The sequence below is a fragment of the Amycolatopsis sp. NPDC043885 genome (assembly GCF_056435685.1).
On record NZ_JBWKEA010000014.1, the window covers coordinates 162,836 to 182,592 of the forward strand.

At 69.4% G+C, this 19,757-nt stretch carries 15 protein-coding genes; 7 read left to right on the forward strand and 8 right to left on the reverse strand.

Annotation, left to right across the window (positions count from 1 at the left end; all coding sequences use genetic code 11):
* Positions 1-187: 187 nt before the first annotated feature.
* From AC069I_RS31990 to AC069I_RS32005, 4 genes are all read right to left on the reverse strand, one after another.
* The gene (locus AC069I_RS31990; protein ID WP_478227234.1) at positions 188-2,446 is read right to left on the reverse strand and encodes a bifunctional SulP family inorganic anion transporter/carbonic anhydrase; all 2,259 of its coding nucleotides are present in this window, start codon (positions 2,444-2,446) and stop codon (positions 188-190) included.
* A gap of 238 nt (positions 2,447-2,684) precedes the next feature.
* Entirely contained in the window at positions 2,685-3,965 is a 1,281-nt protein-coding gene (locus tag AC069I_RS31995; RefSeq protein WP_478267081.1) for an adenosylmethionine--8-amino-7-oxononanoate transaminase, read from the reverse strand.
* Between the two features lie 25 nt (positions 3,966-3,990).
* A complete protein-coding gene (locus tag AC069I_RS32000) occupies positions 3,991-5,199 on the reverse strand; it encodes a cytochrome P450 family protein (protein ID WP_478267082.1) in 1,209 nt (402 codons plus the stop codon).
* A gap of 24 nt (positions 5,200-5,223) precedes the next feature.
* Positions 5,224-5,577 carry an SRPBCC domain-containing protein gene (locus AC069I_RS32005; protein WP_478227237.1) on the reverse strand — a complete coding sequence of 118 codons (354 nt, stop codon included), beginning with the start codon at positions 5,575-5,577 and terminating at the stop codon, positions 5,224-5,226.
* Between the two features lie 124 nt (positions 5,578-5,701).
* On the opposite strand from AC069I_RS32005, the gene AC069I_RS32010 reads away from it, so the two are divergent.
* Complete coding sequence (locus tag AC069I_RS32010) at positions 5,702-6,325, forward strand: nucleoside/nucleotide kinase family protein (RefSeq protein WP_478267083.1); 624 nt, start codon at positions 5,702-5,704, stop codon at positions 6,323-6,325.
* A 4-nt stretch (positions 6,326-6,329) separates the two neighbouring features.
* Here the strand turns inward: AC069I_RS32010 and AC069I_RS32015 are convergent, their stop codons facing one another.
* From AC069I_RS32015 to AC069I_RS32025, 3 genes are all read right to left on the reverse strand, one after another.
* Entirely contained in the window at positions 6,330-7,487 is a 1,158-nt protein-coding gene (locus AC069I_RS32015) for a glycosyltransferase family 4 protein (protein WP_478234700.1), read from the reverse strand.
* A 78-nt stretch (positions 7,488-7,565) separates the two neighbouring features.
* A complete protein-coding gene (locus tag AC069I_RS32020) occupies positions 7,566-8,618 on the reverse strand; it encodes a C40 family peptidase (RefSeq protein WP_478227240.1) in 1,053 nt (350 codons plus the stop codon).
* A 445-nt stretch (positions 8,619-9,063) separates the two neighbouring features.
* Positions 9,064-9,306, reverse strand: a complete 243-nt coding sequence (locus AC069I_RS32025; protein ID WP_340687502.1) for a hypothetical protein — start codon at positions 9,304-9,306, stop codon at positions 9,064-9,066.
* A 194-nt stretch (positions 9,307-9,500) separates the two neighbouring features.
* On the opposite strand from AC069I_RS32025, the gene AC069I_RS32030 reads away from it, so the two are divergent.
* Positions 9,501-10,493, forward strand: coding sequence for a hypothetical protein (locus AC069I_RS32030; RefSeq protein ID WP_478227241.1), 993 nt, complete (start codon positions 9,501-9,503; stop codon positions 10,491-10,493).
* Positions 10,494-10,756: 263 nt separating this feature from the next.
* Here AC069I_RS32030 and AC069I_RS32035 read toward each other — a convergent pair whose 3' ends face one another.
* Entirely contained in the window at positions 10,757-12,145 is a 1,389-nt protein-coding gene (locus AC069I_RS32035) for an NYN domain-containing protein (RefSeq protein ID WP_478227242.1), read from the reverse strand.
* Between the two features lie 85 nt (positions 12,146-12,230).
* On the opposite strand from AC069I_RS32035, the gene AC069I_RS32040 reads away from it, so the two are divergent.
* The 5 genes from AC069I_RS32040 to AC069I_RS32060 all read left to right on the forward strand — a co-directional run bounded on the left by AC069I_RS32040 (position 12,231) and on the right by AC069I_RS32060 (position 19,708).
* Positions 12,231-13,949 carry a DEDD exonuclease domain-containing protein gene (locus AC069I_RS32040; protein ID WP_478227243.1) on the forward strand — a complete coding sequence of 573 codons (1,719 nt, stop codon included), beginning with the start codon at positions 12,231-12,233 and terminating at the stop codon, positions 13,947-13,949.
* 39 nt (positions 13,950-13,988) lie between these two features.
* A complete protein-coding gene (locus AC069I_RS32045) occupies positions 13,989-14,273 on the forward strand; it encodes an Lrp/AsnC family transcriptional regulator (protein ID WP_340687499.1) in 285 nt (94 codons plus the stop codon).
* Between the two features lie 140 nt (positions 14,274-14,413).
* Positions 14,414-16,453 carry an AbfB domain-containing protein gene (locus AC069I_RS32050; RefSeq protein WP_478267084.1) on the forward strand — a complete coding sequence of 680 codons (2,040 nt, stop codon included), beginning with the start codon at positions 14,414-14,416 and terminating at the stop codon, positions 16,451-16,453.
* Between the two features lie 54 nt (positions 16,454-16,507).
* Complete coding sequence (locus AC069I_RS32055) at positions 16,508-17,587, forward strand: hypothetical protein (RefSeq protein ID WP_478267085.1); 1,080 nt, start codon at positions 16,508-16,510, stop codon at positions 17,585-17,587.
* A gap of 36 nt (positions 17,588-17,623) precedes the next feature.
* The gene (locus tag AC069I_RS32060; protein WP_478267086.1) at positions 17,624-19,708 is read left to right on the forward strand and encodes an AbfB domain-containing protein; all 2,085 of its coding nucleotides are present in this window, start codon (positions 17,624-17,626) and stop codon (positions 19,706-19,708) included.
* Positions 19,709-19,757 lie beyond the last annotated feature (49 nt).

The window sequence follows — 19,757 nt, forward strand, 5'->3', positions numbered from 1 at the left end:
CCCGCCGCGGTCACTGGCGTACCTGGGACGAGAGCGGCGACCCTGAAGGTCCGTGAAGGCCTCCTTCACTACCTTCAGGGTAAGCAAGGAGGCCTTCACGGACACATGATCAGCCCCAGCCAAATCCAGTAGGCACCCAAGACGCTCTCGGCCCTGACCCGAACCGCCACTCACGACCCCAGCAAGCTCAGGACTTCACCGGGCTCGCCGCCGAAGTGAACGACCGCAGCGCCTCGTCGAGCAGGTACACGTTCGCCTTCCCGACGTCGAAGTACATCCCCGTCAGCCGGAGTTCGCCACGCGCCAGCGCGGCTTCCACCACCGGGTACGAGCGCAGGTTTTCCAGTTGCTGCACCACGTTGTGCAACGCGAGCAGGTCCGCCTCGTAGCCGGGATGGACACCGTCGAGCAGCACCGGCCCTTCGCTTTCCCTTCGCCGCACCGTCGCCTCGCCGTGGCGCAGCCAGCCACCGAGGCGCGTGAGACCGGCGGGCGCGTCACCGAGCAGCGCCTTCATCGCCCCGCAGCCGGAATGCCCGCACACCACCACTTCCCGCACCCGCAACAGCCCGACGGCGTACTCGATCGCCGCCCCCACCGAGAAATCCGCTTCGGCGCCGGCGTGCGGGACGAGATTTCCGATGTTCCGCACGGTGAACAGGTCTCCCGGCCCGCTGGTGGTGATCAGGTTCGGCACGATCCGCGCGTCGCCACAGGTGACGAACAACGTGTGCGGCCGTTGCCCGTTCGCCAGTCCGTCCCACGTGCTCCGCAGCAGCGGCGCCGTCCGCCGCTGGAACTCCGAAGCGCCACGGCACAACGGAACGCTGCCGCCGCGCTGGCTCGGCAGTTCGAGATGTTCGGCCTGCCATTGCGACCACGGCGCGAGCCATCGCGGCACCACGCGAGAGGCGACGCCGCGGCGCACGGTCGGGACGCCCGCCTTCCCGCGCCCGAACCACGGATGCCCGATCTCGTCGACGATCACGGTTCCCCCTGCGCGTTCGTACGCGCGCTGCCAGCCGCGCAGGCAATCGAAAGCGGCGTGGTCGAGGTAGTCGACGAACAGTTCGAGCGTGACTTCCGAATCTTCGGGGACTTCGGCCAGGACGGTCGTAAGCCTTGGCACGGAAAGGAAAGTGAGCGCCCCTTCGATGACGACGCGGATCCGCGGGCCGTCCCGTTCGACGTGGATCCCGGAGAACAGCATCCGGCGCAGCATCAGCGCGAGCGCCACCACGATCCCCGCGGCGACACCGGTGAGCAGGTTGACCGCGACCGCGCCGAGCAGGGTCGCGAGGTAGACCGGCACGTCACCGTGGCGGCGGACCTCACGGAGGTTGGCGAGGTTGACCAGTTTGGCGCCGACGTAGACGAGGAGACCGGCGAGCGCGGCGAGCGGGATCAGCCGCAGCGCGCCCGCCAGGAACAGGCAGCAGCCGAGGATCCAGACGCTGTGCAGGATCGCCGACATCCGGGTGCGGGCGCCCGCTTCGAAGTTGGTCATGGTGCGCACGACGACGCCGGTGACCGGGAATCCGCCGAGCGACCCGGAAGCGGCGTTCGCCAGGCCTTGTCCGATCAGTTCACGGTTGAGGTCGGTGCGTGGCCCCTCGCGGAGTTTGTCGATGGCGACGGCGGAAAGCAGGCTCTCCAGGCTGGCGATGAGCGCGATGGAGAGGACGGCGGCGATGATCGCGGCCCAGGACCCGGACGGCGCCTCGGGGACGAAACCCAGCCCTGGCAAGCCGTTCGGGAGGTCGACGCGCGGCAGGTCCATCCCGGCCGCGACGGAAAGGCCGGTCGCCAGCGCGACGGCGGCGAGCGGGCCGGGGACGCGGCGCACCGAACGCGGCATCCGCGTCCAGGCCAGCAGAACACCGACGGTGACGACACCGATCAGCGCGGCCTGGTCGTGGTGCCCGACGATCCGGCCCGGCAGCGCGAGGACGTTCTCGATCGCGGAACTCCGCGGCGTGCCACCGAGCACGACGTGCAGCTGGCCGAGGACCAGGATCAGGCCGATCCCGGCGAGCAGGCCGTGCACGATGGCAGGTGAGATCACCAAGCTCGCCCGCGCGACGCGGCAGACGCCGAAGAGGATCTGGACCAGGCCCGCCCCGGCGGTGATCGCGCAGGTGGCGGCCCAGCCGAAGGTGGCGATGGTCTCCGCGATGACGATGGTCAACGCGGCGGAGGGACCGCTGACTTGCAGAACGGAGGCGCCGAAGAGGCTCGCGACGATTCCGCCGACGACGGCGGAGATGAGTCCGGCGAGCAAGGGTGCGCCGGCGGCGTGTGCGACGCCGAGGGAAAGCGGGACTGCCACGAGGAAGACGACGACCGAAGCCGGGAGGTCGTGGCGGAGGTTCTTCAGGAGGGTCGATGCGGGATTGCGGCGGCCCGGAGGTCCGGTGTCGTGCTCGTCACCAACGATGTCGATCATGGGGGCAGGAAACCCGATCGGCGCGCAAAAGTCCGCTACGCAAAGGTTTCTCAGGTTTGCTTGTGCGCCGGGGAACTAGGACATATCACGCTTTCACGACAAAGCACCCGAGTTGGACCTCGATCGGACTCGCCCGTTCGCTTGACCAAGATCAACTCGCGACCACGCTCTGTACCCAGCGTGGCCTCTCCGGTTTGCTGTGGCCGCAGTCACACTCTTTGGGTTGAATTTCGCCGTTTTACGCTTTTTGTGCGGCGGAGACCATTGCGGAGGTGATCGCGGCGAGGTCGTCCGCCTCGGAGATGTAAGGCGGCATCGTGTAGATCAGGTTCCGGAACGGGCGCAGCCAGACCCCGTTCGCGGTGAGGATCTCGGTCGCCACCGCCATGTCCACGGGATGGTCCAGCTCCACCACGCCGATGGCGCCGAGCACTCGCACGTCGGCGACCGCGGGCAGCTCGCGAGCCGGTTCGAGCCCGGCCTTCAGCGCCGCCTCGATCCGCGGGACGTCGGACTTCCAGCCGCCTTCGGCCAGGATCCCCAGCGAGGCGTTGGCGACGGCCGAGGACAACGGGTTCGCCATGAACGTCGGGCCGTGCGCCAGCACCGGCAGCTCACCGCGCGAGATCCCGTCGGCGATCTCCGGCGTGCACAACGCCGCCGCCATCGTGAGGTAACCACCGGTCAGCGCCTTGCCGAGGCACAGGACGTCCGGCGTGACGCCGGCGTGCTCGGCGGCGAACATCGTGCCGGTGCGGCCGAAACCGGTGGCGATCTCGTCGAAGACGAGCAGGACGTCGTTGGCCTCGGTGATCTCGCGCAGCGCGCGCAGGTACGCGGGCGGGTGGAACCGCATCCCGCCGGCGCCCTGCACGACCGGCTCGACGATGACCGCGGCCAGCTCGCCCGCGTGCCGCCCGATCTCGGTCGCGAGCAGTTCGAGGTACACCGGATCCGGCTCGTCGGCGAAACCGCCGGGCGGTTTGGGCAGGAACAGCTGGTCCGGCAGGATCCCGCGCCACAGCGAGTGCATCCCGCCCTCGGGATCGCAGACGCTCATCGGCGTGAACGTGTCGCCGTGGTAACCGCCGCGCCAGGTCATCAGGCGCCGCTTTTCCTTGCGCCCCACCGACTGCCAGTACTGCAGGCACATCTTGACGGCGACCTCGACCGACACCGACCCCGAGTCGCACAGGAAGACGTGCCGCAAGCCCTCCGGTGCGAGGTCGACCAGCGTCTTCGCCAGCCTGATCGCCGGTTCGTGGGTGAGCCCGCCGAACATCACGTGGCTCATCCGGCCCGCCTGCTCGGCCAGCGCCGCGTCCAGCACCGGGTTCCGGTAGCCGTGGATCGCCGCCCACCAGGACGACATGCCGTCGACCAGTTCACGGCCGTCGTCGAGGGTGAGCCGGACCCCGCTCGCCTCCCGCACGAGCAGGGAATCGATCGTGCTCGGCATCGGTCCGTACGGGTGCCAGACGTGTTCCGCGTCGAGCGCGAGGAGTTCGGCGGCGTCCATCCGGCGACCCTACGACACCCTCTCCTCAGCGCAGGTGCACAGGGAGGATTTCCAGCCCGTGGACGAGGGTGCTTTCCCGCCACCGCAAGGTTTCCGGCTCGGCGTCCAGGCTCAGCGCCGGGAACCGGTCCAGCAGCCCGCGCAACGCGATCTCGGCCTCCAACCGGGCCAGCGGGGCACCGACGCAGTAATGGATACCGTGTCCGAACGCGAGATGCCCCGTCGCCGACCGCGTGACGTCCAGCCGGTGCGGGTCTTCGAACCGCCCGGCGTCACGGTTCGCGCCGAGCAGGGAGACGAGCACGAATTCACCCGCCGGGATCTCGACGTCACCGACCGGGACGGGTTCACGGGTGAACCGGATGGTCGCCAGGTGGATCGCGCCGTCGTAGCGCAGGAACTCCTCGACCGCGCCGGGCAGCAGGGCGGGATCGGCACGTAGCGCGGCCAGCTGGTCCGGCTCGCGCAGCAGCGCGAAAACGCTGTTCGCGATCAGGTTGACCGTCGTCTCGAACCCCGCCACCAGCAGCAGGAACGCCATGGCCAGCAATTCCTCCGCGGAGAGCGAATCGCCTTCGTCGCTGGCGTGGATCAGGCCCGAAAGCAGGTCATCGGCGGGTTCGGCGCGCTTCTCCTCGATGAGGTCGACGAGATACGCGTGCATCTTCGCCGCCGCGGCTTGGAGCTCCTCCGGCTTCGACCAGGCGACCATCGTGTTCGACCACGTCGCGAACGCCGGCTGGTCGCCCGCGTGGACGCCGAGCAACTCGCAGATCACCCGGATCGGCAGCGGAACCGCGAAAGCGGGAAGCAGGTCGGCACGCTCCGCGTCGTCGATGCCGTCCAGCAGTTCCGCGGTGATCTGCTCGATCCTGGGCCGCAGCCGGGAAACGGTACGCGAAGTGAAGGCCTGGTTGACCAGTTTGCGCAGCCGGGTGTGGTCCGGCGGGTCCGAGTTGAGCATGTGCCCGCCGAGCGCGCGTACGGCGTTGTCGGCCGCGGATTCGAAGCCGTCCCGGTCGAAGAGCCGCCGGATGGCCGCCGGATCCTTGCCCACGCGGGAATCCGAAAGGAGCGCGCGGGCCTCGGCGTATCCGGTGACGATCCAGACGTCCAGACCGCGCGGCATCCGCACCTTGCGGGCCGGGCCTTCCGCTCGCAACAGCTCGGAGACCCGGTGTGGTTCCTGGACGAGATCGTCGGCCAGGTTCCGCACGCTTTCGGCTGCCCCCATCGGTACGCCTCCCCGGCGCGCGGGTCAGCGTTCGGCCAGCGCGGCCACCACTCGCTCGGTCACTTCCGTCCAGTATGCCCGCTGTTCCTCGCGCTCGTCGGCGCCCGCGAGCCATTCCTGGTGGAACCGGAGCGTGGTCTTCTGCTCGGTGCCGCTCACCGTGATCTGCAGGGTCGAGTCGTGGTCCCAGTCCTTCGGTCGCCAGGTCAGCCGGAGCTTGTCGCCCTCGGACCGGCCGCGGATCTCGCCGGTCGTCCCGTTCGCCGTCTCGTACGCCGCGCCCAGCTCGGTGCCGAGCTCGGCGCCCGGGCCGAGCCAGATCCCCACGCCCTCGCGTCCGACCAGGAAGTCCCAGACCTGGGTGCTGGTGAACGGCACCGTCTGGGAAACGCCTACCTGCCAACCACTTCCGGCTGTTTTGGCCGTTGCTTTTGCCACCGGGCCATCATCCCATCGGGTGTACCGTGCGACAGTCACCGGTCCGGGTGGAGGATCTCTGTCTGTGCGCTACCGTCCGATTTCTCCCACTCTGCTGGTCTCCGAATTGACCCAGCGCATCACGGCGATCACGGGCCGCCGCCGGATCGCGGTCGCGATCGACGGCGCGGCCGGTGCGACCAACACCACAGAACTCGCCGACGCCCTGGTCGATCCCCTGCGGATCGCCGGTCACGCGGCGTTGCGGGTCTCGGCGAACGACTTCCTCAGGCCGGCCTCGCTGCGCTTCGAACGCGGCAAGGAGGACCCGGATTCTCGCTACAGCGACTGGCTCGACCTCGGCGCCCTGCGTCGCGAGGTGCTGGACCCGCTCGCCGAAGACGGCAGCGGCCTGGTTCTCCCGTCGCTGTGGGACCCGGTCCGTGATCGTGCCACGCGTGCCGAACGCGTCACACTGCCCGAGGGCGGCGTCGTCCTGCTGGACGGTGAGTTTCTCTTCGGCGCCGGGCTCCCTTTCGACCTGAGCGTGCACCTGTGGCTCTCGCCCGCGGCACTCAAGCGGCGGGTGCCCGAGGAATGGGCGCTCCCCGCCTACGAACGCTACGAACGGGAAGTCGGCCCGTCAGCGTTGTCCGACGTGGTGATCCGCGTCGACGATCCGAAGCATCCGGCGCGCTACGAACCTTGACTCCTCAGCGCACCGCCGCGACGGGGTCGCCGTCGAGCAGCCCGGAAAGCCTGCCCGCCATGGTGTCCCAGCGCCAGTTCTCGCCGACCCATTCGCGGCCCGCGGCACCCATCCGCCGCGCCCGCACCGGATCCGCCAGCAACGCGGCCAGCGTCTCCCGCAGCTGCTGCCCGTCACGCCCGTCGACCACGTGCCCTGTGACCTCGTCAAGCACCGTTTCCGGCGCGCCACCGGAATTCCCGGCGACGACCGGCAGCCCGGTCGCCGAGGCCTCCAGGTACACGATGCCCAGGCCTTCGACGTCGAGCCCCTTCCCGCGCGTCCGCGCCGGCATCGCGAAGACGTCACCCGCGTTGTAGTGCGCGGGCAGCTCCTTCCACGGCACCGAGCCGGTGATGACGACGCTGTCTTCGACGCCCAGCGCCTCGACGAGCCCGGTGAGCGTCTTGCGGTACGGGCCGCCGCCGACGAGCAGCAGCGCCACGTCCGGGATCCGTTTGCGGAGTTCGGGCAGGATCTTGATCAGCATGTCCTGGCCCTTGCGCGGGACCAGCCGCGAAACGCATACGATCGTCGGACGGTCGCCGAGCCCGTGCCGCTCGCGGATCTCCTTGCCCGCGGCCGGATCCGGGCGGTAGAGCGCGGTGTCGACACCGCACGGGAGCATCTCCAGCCCCGCCATCGGGCCGAAGGCGGCCGAGAACCGGGAGCGCGTGTACTTGCTGACGTAGGTGATCACGTCGACGGTGTCGCCGATCCGCCGCAACGCCTGCCGGGAGCCCGGCAGCATCGACCAGCCGACCTCGTGGCCGTGCGTCGACGCCAGCACCCGGCGGGCGCCCGCCGACCGCAGCGGATGCCCCAGCAGCGCCAGCGGCGCCGCGGCGCCGAACCAGACGGCCTCGCAGTCGCGGGCACGCATGATCTCCTTGGCCCGTTTGAGGACGTCCGGGGTCGGCAGCATCAGTGACGTCGGATGGCGCACCACCTCGAAGGGGGCGGCGGCGTCGAACTCACCGTGCGAGCCGGTGCTCGATTCCCAGGACGGCGCGTAGACGACCAGGTCGTCCGCGGGCAGGCGGGTGGCCAGCGAGTTCAGGTAGTTCTGGATACCGCCTGGCCGGGGCGGGAAGTCGTTGGTCACCAGCAGGGTCCTCAGCACCCCTGCAGGCTACTTGGCCCCTGGCACGCGAAAGGGGCGGCACCGCCTGCGCGGTACCGCCCCGTTTTCGGTCGTTCGTCAGGCCGTCGGGCGACGGGCGCCGACGTAGTTGTTCTGCAGCGGCGACACCTTGACGACGTCACCGGTGGTCGGCGCGTGCACCATCATGCCGTTGCCGACGTACATGCCGACGTGCGAAACCGGCGAGTTGTAGAACACCAGGTCGCCCGGCTGGAGCTGCGAACGCTGCACCGCGGCGCCGAAGGTCGACTGCTGGCGGCTGGACCGCGGAAGGGTGAGCCCAGCCTGCTTGTACGCCCAGAGCATCAGGCCGGAGCAGTCGAAGGACGACGGGCCGGTGTCGCCCCAGCCGTACGGGCTGCCGAGCTTGCTCTTCGCGGCCGAGAGGGCGGTCGCCGCGGCGGGACCCGGAGCGGGCACGTTGGGGAACGCGCCGCCCTTGTCCTTCTGGGCGTTGCGGTCCGAAGCGCTGAGGTTGTTGCTGGCCCGCTGGATCTCCGCGAGCTGGTCGTTCAGCGTCTTCTGCCGCGCCTCGATGTCCGTGGTCAGCTTGGCGGCCGTGTCACGGGCGGCGGTGGCCGCGTTCTGCGCGTCCGCCGCCTGCTTGGCCGCGGCCGCGGCCTGGGCGACGGCACCGCTCAGGTTGTTCAGGGCGGTGTTCTTGTTCGCGGCGAGGACCTCGAGCGCCGAGGAGCGCTCCAGGAAGTCCTGGGTCGAGGCGCCCGACAGCAGCGACGACAGCTTGTTCAGCTGCACACCGCTGGTGAAGGACGCACCGGCGAACCGGTTCACCTCGGCCTGGAACGTCTTCTCGTCACCGGCCGCCTTGACGCCGAGTTCCTTGGCGGCGGCGGCGTCGGCGGTCGCCTTGTCGAGCTCGCTCTGCTTCGCGGCGAGGTCGTCCTTCGCCTTGAGGAGGTCTTCGTTCGCCTTCTCCGCCTGTGCCGCGAGGTCGCGGTACTTGGCGAGCGCGTCCGAGCCGGACGGGGGTTGTTGGAGGGCGGGGCCTGGGGCGGCAGTGGCGGGGGCCTGGACGACGGTCACCGCGGTGATCACCGCGGCCGCGGCCAAAGCTCCTGACACCACGCGCTTCACTGGATGCGACTGCACGGTCGCGCGTGTCTCCTTTGCTGTCGGCCACCGACTCGGAACCCGGAACGAAGAGGTCGGGGGCCCTCTTCCGCGGAGCCGCGACGCCGGCCGTGAGGCCCGCGCGGTTCCCCGCGTTCCCGCCTTGCGCCTGGCCGAGAGCTATCGCAACAGGTTTGACGCACGGCTGGTTCTGCTGCAACTCCCCGACAAAGCTGCCTCGGTGGCGATCCCGTGTCGTCGTCTGGCGACGACTTCCGGCCACGAGATCTCGGACAGGTTACGAAACCGCGGGCACGACGTCCACCATGGCGGGCGCAAAAACTCTCCGTGATGCGCCGAAACACCTTCGGACCAGCATGAGCGGAAAGATGTGACGGGCGTTACATCCTGGGACCTGTCGCGACTACCTACCGTTCACCCGATCGGATCGACCACTCGTCGAATGTCCCGGTAGTGGCGTGTCTCAGGCCGACTTCCGGCGCTCCTGCTCCACGATCGCGACCATCCGGAGGCGCGGGATCATCCCCGCCTCCGCGAGCGCGTCGACCGCTTTCCGTTCGTCGGCGTCCCATTCGAGCGCCGGCGGCGCGCCGAGGAGGACGCTGACGACACAGTCATGACATGCGTCACCGCGGACCGCGCACCGGTCGCAATCGATGACGAGCGTCTCTATGTCCGCTATGTCGGCGATGGCCTTGTCATGCATCTCGGACTCCTCACTTTCAGTGGTGAGGTGCACATTAAGAGCGACCACCGACAGTTTCGGGCCTCGTGAGTGGTAAAGACGGTTAGAACCGTCTTTACCACTCACGAGGCCCGAGTTGTCCACAACCTCTCCCACCATCCACAACTTTCGCCCGTACCTCCTTTTCGGCCTCCCTCCCCAGCCACCGTGGACGTGTGCCCCTACACAAACGCTGGTCGGAAGAAGCCATCCCGGCCGAACAACGACCGAGCTGGCCGGTCCTCCTGCAGGAACAGCACGGCATCGTGACCAGGGCCCAGCTTCTGGCCTATGGACACAGCAAGGCCGACATCGTCGCGAACTTGCAGGCAGGGCGCTGGCAGCGTGTTCTGCCGCGGGTCTACGCGACTTTCACAGGCCTTCTCCTGAGGTCGGCCAGGATTCATGCCGCGCTCCGCTACGGAGGCGGGCACGCGGTGCTGAGCCATCGCACCGCGGCTGAGGAATGGCGCCTCCTGCCGGTCCAGGAGGGGCCGATCGAGATCACCGTGCCCTATTCCAGTTCCGCGATTTCCCAGCCTTCACTGGTGAAAGTGCACCGGTCGCGAGCGCTCCCGTACTCCGCCGCCGAGGCATGGCCGCCGCGTACCAAACCCACGGACACGATCGTCGATCTGGCGGCCTCCCAGGCCAACGCACGAGACGCGGTGAACGTCGTCGTCGACCTTGTCAGCCGGAGCAAAGTCCCGGTCTCCGCGATGCGGGACTGCGTCTCGATGCGTCCGCCTTTCCGCTTCCGCGCCGAGATCCAGCGAGGTCTCGAACTGGTGGCCGGAGGTCTCATGTCAGCACTCGAAGTGGAGTTCAAGGAGCAGGTCGAGGAAAGACACGGCCTGCCGCCGGGGGACCGGCAGACAGCGGTCGAAGTCGACGGAAAGACGTTGTGGGAGGACGTCACCTACGACTCGCGAGGCGCGGCGCTGACCGTCCGTCTGGACGGGCGAGCCACCCACGCGATGGCCGCCGTCGCGTTCCGGGACCGTCGGCGGGACAACGCGGCCGAACTCGCCGGCCGGGCACGCCTGGTCTACGGCTGGCAGGACGTCCGGAATTCGCCGTGCCAGGTCGCGGCCGAGGTGCGGATGGTCCTCATGCGGGAGGGGTGGCGACCGACGGCCGAACGCGTCACCTGCCCGACCTGCTCGTGAGTGGTAAGGACGGTTCTAACCGTCCTTACCACTCACGAGGGGACCTGGGCCAGCCTTAACGTGCCGTTGCCGGCGTTCTGGGGTCCGTGAAGGCCTCCTTCCCTACCTTGAGCGTAGGGAAGGAGGCCTTCACGGACCCGCGACCGACCGGCAGCCACCTCCGGTAGGTACGCAAGACACCGTTGGCTCTAACCGTCATTACCACTCACGAGACGCGCCCCAACGCCCACTCGACGCGCGATCGCTCAAGTGGCGATCACACCTCACACTCGGCTGAGCCGCGACACCAGCACCGCGGAAGGCACCGGGTGCGCGCCCTTGCGCCGCACCGAGTCCGCCACCGCCCGGTCCGTGCTCGCGACCACCATCGGCCGCCCGGGCGGCTCCGCCGCGACCAGGGACCGGATGACGTCGTCCGCGAGGACACCGCGTTCGGAGAACAGCACCCGCACCCCTCGCGGCACCGCCGCGGGCACGGAGAGCACACCGGCGCCGTCGAACACCACGGTGACCTCGGCCGAAGTCCGCGCGGCGAGCGCGGAGAGCTGGTGGATCAGCCGGTCGCGCTGGTCGGACAGCGCCAGCTCCGGATATCCGGTCTTCGTGACGTTGTAGCCGTCGACGATCAGGTGCACGTTGGGCAGCGCGAGATGCCGGTCGAGCCCGGTGACGTCCTGGATCTTGCCGCCCGCCCCGATACCCGACGTCGCGCCGCGGACCATGTCCGCCGGTCGCTGCCCCCGCGCGCTCACCGAAAGTTCCCGGCGCAGCCCGCCGACCGCGCCTTCGATCGTGTCCAGCAGCAGCCCGAGCCTGACCTCGTCGGCCTGACGCGCCTCGCGGGCGGACTGCCGGGCGATCTCGGCGTCCGTGACGGCCTTCTCGGCCCGCGCCCGCTCCGCCGCGACACGCTGCCTCTCACGGTCCAGCTGGGCCTTCAGCGCCTTGATCTCCTCCGCGCTCTCAGCGCCTCCGCTCTCCATCCGAGCGTGAGCCTCGGCGACGGCGTCCTTCGCCTGGCGCAGCTGGACACCTTGTTCCCGCAAACGCTTCAGCAGCTTCTCGACCTCGGCGTCGCGTTCTCCCCGCGCACCACTGGCGATTTCCTTGGCCTCGCGCAACTCTTCGCGCAGCTGGGCCAGTTCGGTCTCCAGCCGCTGGTTGCGGGCCAGCGCGGCGTCGCGTTCGGCGCGCAACGCCGTCTCCTCGGCGTTCTTCGCCACCAGCCGGACCCGTCCGGCCGCGCCGGCCTCGCCGAGGAGCACGGCGGCGGCCGCGGCGGCGACGGAATCGGGGGCGTTCGGGTCGAGGGCGTCCTTGCGGTGGTCGCGCAGCCATTCGGTGACCGCGACCCGGAACTGCGACGACTCCCCCAACGCGGCGAGCAACGCCGTCCCGCCGAGTTTCGCGCGTTTCGCCGGGGCGAACTTCGCGACCGGGCGCAGTTGCCTCGGCACGTCGGCGACCGGCAGCTTGCCGACGGCGGCGGCCGCCAGCTCGGCGATCCGCTCGCGTACGGTCTCCGGCAAGGACGTCCAGCCTTCGGCGGGCACCTCTTCGGACGGCTCCTGCGCGCCCGCGGACGCCACGACACCCGAGAGGCCGCCGATGGCGTCCTCGGGCGATTCGGGCACTGCGGGCTGCGGTTGCATCGCTCCAGCGTAGGCCCCATACCCTCGGGGCGCGCTCGATGGGACACCCCGGGATTGTCGGTGCCCGCCCCTACTGTGCCCGACCATGGACACCGGACGGCGGCCCGGCGCGGCGCAACTCGCCTTCGACGAGCTGGGAACTCCCTTGCGGGACATCACTTTCGTCGTATTCGACCTGGAGACCACGGGGACGAAACCCGGTCCGGACGGGATCACCGAGATCGGGGCGGTCAAGATCCGCGCCGGCGAGGTCGTCGGCGAATTCGCCACCTTCGTCAATCCGGGGATGCCGATCCCGCCGCAGATCGTCGAGCTCACCGGCATCACCGGCGCGATGGTCTACGACGCTCCCCGCATCGAGCGCGTGCTGCCCGCGTTCCTCGAGTTCATCTCCGGTGCCGTGCTCGTCGCGCACAACGCCGCCTTCGACACCGGCTTCATGCGCGCGGCCTGCGAAGGCCACGGCTACCACTGGCCGAAGACGGCCGTCGTCTGCACGGTCCGGCTCGCCCGCCGGGTCATCTCCCGCGACGAGACGCCCAGCTACCGGCTTTCCGCGCTGGCCGCGTTGTTCGGCGCGCGCACGACGCCCAACCACCGCGCGCTCGCGGACGCGCGCGCCACCGTCGACGTCCTGCACGCCCTGCTGGAACGGGTGGGCAACCTCGGCGTCCACACTCTCGAGGAACTGCTGGACTACCTGCCCGAGGTGACCGCCGCCCAGCGCCGCAAACGCTCGCTGGCCGAGCATCTGCCATCGAGGCCCGGCGTCTACCTGTTCCGCGGCCCGAGCGACGAGGTCCTCTACGTCGGGACGTCGTCCGATCTGCGCCGCCGGGTCCGGCAGTACTTCACCGGTTCGGAGAGCCGCGGCCGGATCCGGGAGATGGTCGCGCTGGCCGAACGGGTCGACGCGGTGGAATGCGCGCACGCGCTGGAGGCCGCCGTCCGGGAGCTGCGGCTGATCGCCGCCCACCGCCCGATGTACAACCGCCGTTCCAAGAACCCACGGCACGCGTGGTGGGTCGCGCTGACCGAGGAGGCGTTCCCCCGCCTGTCGGTGGTCCGCATGCCGCGAGACGGGATGCTGGGGCCCTTTCGCACCCAGATCGACGCCCGGACCGCCGCGGACACCCTCGCCGGTGCCTCGGGCCTGCGGACGTGCACCCAGCGCATCTCGGCCACCGCGCCGAACGGGACGCCTTGTGTCCTCGCCGAGCTCGGGCGCTGCGGGGCGCCGTGCGCCGGCAAACAGACGGTCGAGGCGTACCGGCCGAGTGTGCTGGCGGTGTCCGGGCTCATCGCCGGGACGGACGGACGTCCGCTGCGGGCCGCCGCCGATCACCTGGCCCGGCTGTCCGCGGCGGAACACTACGAACAGGCCGCCCAGCATCGCGATCACCTGGCCGGGCTGATCCGCGCGGTCGGCCGCGCGCACCGGCAGTCGGCGCTGGCGGGCATCCCGGAGCTGATCGCCGCCGGGCCGGACGGGAACGGCGGCTGGGAACTGGCGGTGATCCGGCACGGCAGGCTCGCGTCGGCGGGTGTCGCGCGGCGCGGGGTGCCGCCGATGCCGGTCGTCGAGATGCTCGTGGCCTCGGCGGAGACGGTGATCCCGGGACCCGGCCCGCTCTTCGGCGCGATCCCCGAGGAGATCGGCATCCTCCTGCGCTGGCTGACCCGCCCGGGTGTCCGGCTCGTGCGCACGACGCATCCGTGGGCGGAGCCCGCCGCCGCGGGCGGCTGGCAGGAGTGGCTCGACCTGGCGGCGAGCGCGACGGCACTGGAACGGGTGGCGGGCTAGGATTCCGGCACCGGATTCATTGACGTAGGAGGCGCTGTAGTGATCACCGCGATCGTGCTGGTCCAGGTCGAGGCCGATGCCATCCCCGAGGCGGCACAGGCGATCGCGGACATCGAGGGCGTCCGCGAGGTCTACTCCTGCGCGGGCGACGTCGACCTGATCGCTTCGGTCCGCGTCGCGGCCCACGAAGACCTCGCGGATCTGATCCCGGCGAAGATCGGCAAGGTCCCCGGCGTGCTGAACACGGTCACGCATATCGCGTTCCGCTCGTACTCGAAGGCCGACAGCGAGTCCGCGTTCGACATCGGCGTCGAAGGCGCCTGAGAATTCCTGTCCGGACACTCGCCACAAGAGTGATTTCCTGACTCGTCCAAGCGGATCTTGCGCGAATCGGACATCAGCGGTTAGGTGAACCTCGACCGGGATTTCACTGGGGGAATCTCGGAAACTGGGGATAACCGAAAATGTATCGAAGATCGATCCCGTTGGGGATCGCGGCGATGGCCGCTGCCGTTTTCCTGTCCGCAAACCTCGCGATCGTGTCACCGACGGCCGCCGAAGGTGCGACCGGCGCCACCGCGTCGGAGGTCCCGCCCGCCGGCCTTCTCGAAAAGGCCAGGGCCGTCACGGCCATCGGTGAGGAGATCACCGCCGACTGGACCTCACTGGACGACAAGGCGTTCGTGTTCCGCGTGTACGACCGGGCCGACCCGGCGCAGTACCCGCTGACCAGGACCGAGGCGTACCGCGTCTACAAACTAGAAGTCGCCGACGCGTCGGCGTTCATCCGCACCGGGATCCACGAATTCGTCGAACGCGACCACGACGAGAAGATCAGGCGTGACCGCGCGCTCGCGCTGGCCAGGAAGGCCAGGGAGGACGCGGCGCGCTGGGTCGGGATCACCGCGGACGCCGCGATGCTCGACGGTACCGACCAGAACTTCGTCTATCAGGTCTGGAAGCGCGCCGCCGGTCCGAAGGTGAAGAACGGCGCGCTCGAAGCCTGGGGCGGGGACGAAGCCGGCTGGAAGACGTTCATCACCACCGCGGTCTACGACCTGCACACACAGGATCAGCTCGACGCCATCGCCCGCGAACGCGAGCGGGACGAAGAAGCCGCGAAGAAGCTGGAGTCCGACTTCGCGCGGACCAACGCGGTCAACGCCGTCCCGATCACGCTGAACCCGGCGTGGCTCGGCGTCACCGACGACGACTTCATCCGCGAGCTGCTCAAGACCGTCCAGCTCGCCGATCCGGTCCACGCGGAGGTCAGGGCCGCGGCGCTGGCCGCGCTGCAGAGCAGCGACAGGCTCGTGTGGCGGGCGTACATCGACCGCGGCGTCCACGACGCGGTCAAACGGGACAACGCCCGTGACCAGGCCGCGCGCGACGAGGCCGATCGCCAGAAGGTACGGGACATCAGGGCGAAGGCCGAGACCTCCCGGCTGCGGCCGCGGCTGGTCCAAGCCGCCGACGCGGCACTGCGGGGCACGCCCGCCGAAGTCACCGCGTTCCTGCGGGACGGGCAGTTCCTGCCGCTGGCACAGTCGCTCATGGCCACCGGCCAAGGGCGGCGTGGCTTCTACGTGACCGGCAACGTCGTCGGCGACGGGACCATCAGCACCGGGGACAACCCGAACCGGCCGACGGGGACCAGGCCGTTCCCCGCGGCGAACTGGCGGGTGGTGACCGGACTGGCCGACGCGGGCTGCTACTCGCTGGAATCCACCCGTCAGGTGGGCACCTACCTCCGGCAGCAGAACCTCGCGGTGAAGGTGCAGGGTCATGACGGCACGGACCAGTTCAAACTCGACGCGACCTGGTGCCCGAAACCCGTCTCGGCTCACGTCGCGCTGGAATCGAAGGCCCAGCCGGGCCGGTTCCTCCGCCATTTCCAGAACAAGCTCTGGGTGGCGGCACGGACCGGGCCCAACGCCTTCGACGGCGGCCCGTCCTTCATGGACGACACCGCGTGGACGGCACGGGAACCGGATCCCGAGGTCACCACGGTCCTCATGCTCCGGTGGTACAACGACGCCGCGGCCGCCTCGGCGGTGGGCGCTCCCGTCGCCCCCGAGGTGTTCGAAGGCTATGACGGCAACGGGTTCCGGTACCGCGACTTCGAAAAGGGCCGGATGTACTACCACGATCGGCTCGGTGCGGCCACGAGGTGGATGGGCTCGCCGTTCGTCGCGAGGTACGTCGCCTTCGGCAGTCTCCAGTTCTCGTTCCCGGAGGCCGACCAGGAGACCCTCCCCGACGGCGCGCAACGCGTGAAGTTCCGGAACGGGGCGAGCCTCTACCGGGGCGACAGGTCGATCGAACCGAAACTCGTCTACGGCGCCATCCAGGACAAGTGGATCGCCGAAGGCGGCGGGACGGGCTATCTCGGCTACCCGACCAGTGACGAGTACGCCATCGACAACGGCAGGCGCAGCGACTTCCAGGGCGGCTGGATCGTCCACTATCCGGCGACCGGGCAAACGCTCGCCTATCGCCGCTGACCATTCCACACACAACCGAATATCCATTCTGCACCGAAGTTATTGGGGGCTTCCGTGTATCAACGAATGCTGTCCTGTGCCTTGTGCGCGGCCGTCCTGTTCACCGGGACGGTCTCCGTCCCGGTGGCGGTCGCGGCCGTGCCGGGCGTCGTCTCGGTCGCGGCCTCGACGCCGGGTGAGGTCGCCCGGAGGGAAGTGCTGTACCACGCGAAATACGGCGTGTACGCGACGGTGAAGACCGACGCGTGGGTGGCGCTGCTGAGCGAGGATCCGGACGCGGCGGCCATCGAGTTCCTGCGGCTTCCCGATGGCGGGCTCGTCTTCGCGAAGGAAAGGGCGCAGAACCTCGACAAACGCAACATCGATTTCCTGAACAGGCTGCTGGAAACGCATACCAGGCAGTATTCGCCGGAGGTCCACAAAGCTGCCTCGTACTACCTGACCCAGACGCCGTCGAAACGGGAAGAGTTCTGCCACGGCGGCGGCTACGAGGCCGCCAAGGCCCGCGACCTGAAGTTCCGCGCCGACCTCGGTGAGCAGAAACGGGCGCTGGTCGAAGAGGATCGCCGCTACATCCGGATGCTGGCGCAGAACGACCCCGGGGCGCAGGTGCGGTTCGCCGCCTCCTACGCCGTGCGGACGGGGTCGACCGACGACGATCTGACCGACTTCTTCGCCTGGGGCTGGGCGCACGCGGCACGGCTGGACATCGAGTCGTTCCGTGAGCGGGTGCTCGACCAGAACCAGCAGTGGCTGCACACCATCGCAAGGCTGATCACCGACGCGGAAGCCGCGGAGAAGGCCGCCAGGGAGACCGAGGGCGAAGCCGGCAAGGAAGCAAGGGACAAGGCCGCGGTGGCCTGGCGGACCGTCGGCACGCAGGCCTCGCCCGCGCAGTCCAAATGGGAGGAGGCGCGCGATTTCTCGCGGCAGCAGGCCGAAACGTGGCGCGCCATCCTGCTCGCGGCCCAGCAGGCGCAGAACCCGAACTGGAACGCGATCATCGACCCGGCGAAGACGACCGAGGCCGATTGGGAGAACAACCGCTCGATGGCCGTCGACCAGGCCGCGTACTGGGAATCGCTGCTGCGGCAGGCACTCGAAGGCGAACAGCGGATCAAGAACCCGAGCTGATCACGACCGTCTCACTCGAGAAAAGGTGACTAGGGTATGCGAAGAACGACTATGTCCACGTCACGGTTGAGCCGTGGCCTGGCGGTGGCCGCCGTCGCCGCCGCTTTTTCCGGACTGCTGGGCTCTCCCGCCCACGCGGTCGAACCACCGCCAGGGCAGGCCGTGCCGCCGGCGATCCCGACGGCCGAACCCGATGTCGGCTCTACGGTCATTCCCGCCGCCACGCAACGGGAGAAGGTCGACGCCGTCAACGCCATCCAGGTCGGGGAACCGACCGACGACTGGCTCCGGCTGTCCGACAAGAACTTCGTCTTCCGGATCTACGACAAGATCAGCATCGACACGTTCCCCCGCACCAAGGCCGAGGCCTCCCGGGTCTACGGGCTCACCGTGCCCGACGCCTCGGTGTTCATCCGCACCGGCGTCCACGAATTCGTCCAGCGCGACCAGGACGAACAGGTGCTGCGCGACGCCGAAAAGCAGCATCGCGTCACCACGCGGATGAAGGCGATGGAGAACGCGCACATCGCCCCGGACCCGGCGATGCTCGACCTGACCGACCGCAACTTCGTGTTCCAGGTCTTCAGCCGGGCCGCCACCGGCAGCAAGGTCAAGGCGGGCGCCGCCACCGCGTACCAGGGTGACGCCGCCGCGTGGAAGACCTTCATCGAGGTCACCGTCCTCGAACTCGCCGAGCAGGACGACCTCGCGGCCATCGAAAAGGCGCGTCAGCAGGGTGAGGAAGAGGCCCAGCGGGTCGAGCGGGAACTCAAGCGGCGTTCGGCGGTGGCCGCCATCCCCGCCACCTTCCAGACCGTCTGGCTGCAGGCCCCCGACGACGTCTTCATCCGTGAGCTGCTGCGCCTGCCCGAGCTCGCGATCCCGGCGAACGTCGAGATCAAGGACGCCGCCGATCTCGCTTCGCGCAGCATCGACCCGGCCGTGTGGCGGACGTTCGTCAACACCGGCCTCAAGGAGGCGGCCGACCGCGGCAAGGCACGCCGTGAGCGCGAGGAGGACGAGGCGAACCGCCGCGTCGTCCGCGAGATCAAGACCAGGGCGGAGAACGGCGGTGTCCGGCCCCGGCTGGTCGCGGCCGCCGACACCGCGCTCACCGGTTCGCGCGCCGACGTCGTCGCGTTCCTGCGCGAGGGCCAGTACCAGGTGCTGAACCAGTCCCTCCAGACCGTGACGCCCGGGGTGCGGGGCTGGTACGTGCACGGCGGCGGTGGCGACGCCTGGATCACGCCCGGGCAGGCGGGCACCGACGGCACCAAACCGCTGCCGTACGCGACGTGGAAGGTCGCGAACGGGCTCGCCGACCCGCTCTGCTACTCCTTCGAATCCGTCGATCGCACCGGGAACTACCTGCGGCAGCAGGACTTCCGGGTCAAACTGCACGGCAACGACGGCACGGACGCGTTCAAACGGGACGCGACCTGGTGCCCGAAGCGCACCGGCTGGGGCATCGCGCTGGAGTCGAAGGCGCAGCCGGGCCGGGTCCTGCGGCACATCGACGCGCAGCTGTGGGTCGCCCAGCTCGGCGGCGGCAACTGGTTCGACACCGACCGGCTGTTCAACGAGGACTCGGGCTGGAAGGTCGTCGCCCCCAACCCCGAGGTCTCGACCCCGCTGATGCTCGGCTGGTACAACGACGACCAGCTGCGCGCCCTGGCCGGGAACCCGAAGGCCGCCGAGGTCCACGACGCCGGCGTCCGCTACCGGGACTTCCAGAACGGCCGCGTCTACTGGGGTCCCGACATCGGGTCCAGGTTCGTCACCGGCGAGGTCCACGCGCGGTACCTGGCGATGGGCGGGCACAAATGGCTGCTGCCGCTGACCCATCAGGTGACCGGGAACGGTTCGGCGAAGATCTCGCTGCAGCAAGGCGTCGCGATCTACTGGACCCCGGCGACCGGGGCCAAGCTCGTGATGGGCGCCATCCGCGGCAAATGGGACTCGCTCGGCGCGGAGACCGGTCAGCTCGGTTTCCCGACCAGCGACGAGTACGACATCCCGGGCGGGCGCCGCAGTGATTTCCAGAACGGCTGGTACATCACCTGGAACGCGGCCGACGGCGAAATGAAGGTGCTTCGCCGCGTCGTCGTCCCCATCGGCTGAGTCCAGCCCGAATCCGGCCGGGGATCGGGCGATCCCGATCCCCGGCCGG

Coding starts and splice junctions, on each gene's coding strand:
- AC069I_RS31990 (WP_478227234.1), bottom strand. CDS start 2,446: ATGATCGACATCGTTGGTGACGAGCACGACACCGGACCTCCGGGCCGC.
- AC069I_RS31995 (WP_478267081.1), bottom strand. CDS start 3,965: ATGGACGCCGCCGAACTCCTCGCGCTCGACGCGGAACACGTCTGGCAC.
- AC069I_RS32000 (WP_478267082.1), bottom strand. CDS start 5,199: ATGGGGGCAGCCGAAAGCGTGCGGAACCTGGCCGACGATCTCGTCCAG.
- AC069I_RS32025 (WP_340687502.1), bottom strand. CDS start 9,306: ATGCATGACAAGGCCATCGCCGACATAGCGGACATAGAGACGCTCGTC.
- AC069I_RS32035 (WP_478227242.1), bottom strand. CDS start 12,145: ATGCAACCGCAGCCCGCAGTGCCCGAATCGCCCGAGGACGCCATCGGC.
- AC069I_RS32040 (WP_478227243.1), top strand. CDS start 12,231: ATGGACACCGGACGGCGGCCCGGCGCGGCGCAACTCGCCTTCGACGAG.
- AC069I_RS32050 (WP_478267084.1), top strand. CDS start 14,414: ATGTATCGAAGATCGATCCCGTTGGGGATCGCGGCGATGGCCGCTGCC.
- AC069I_RS32060 (WP_478267086.1), top strand. CDS start 17,624: ATGCGAAGAACGACTATGTCCACGTCACGGTTGAGCCGTGGCCTGGCG.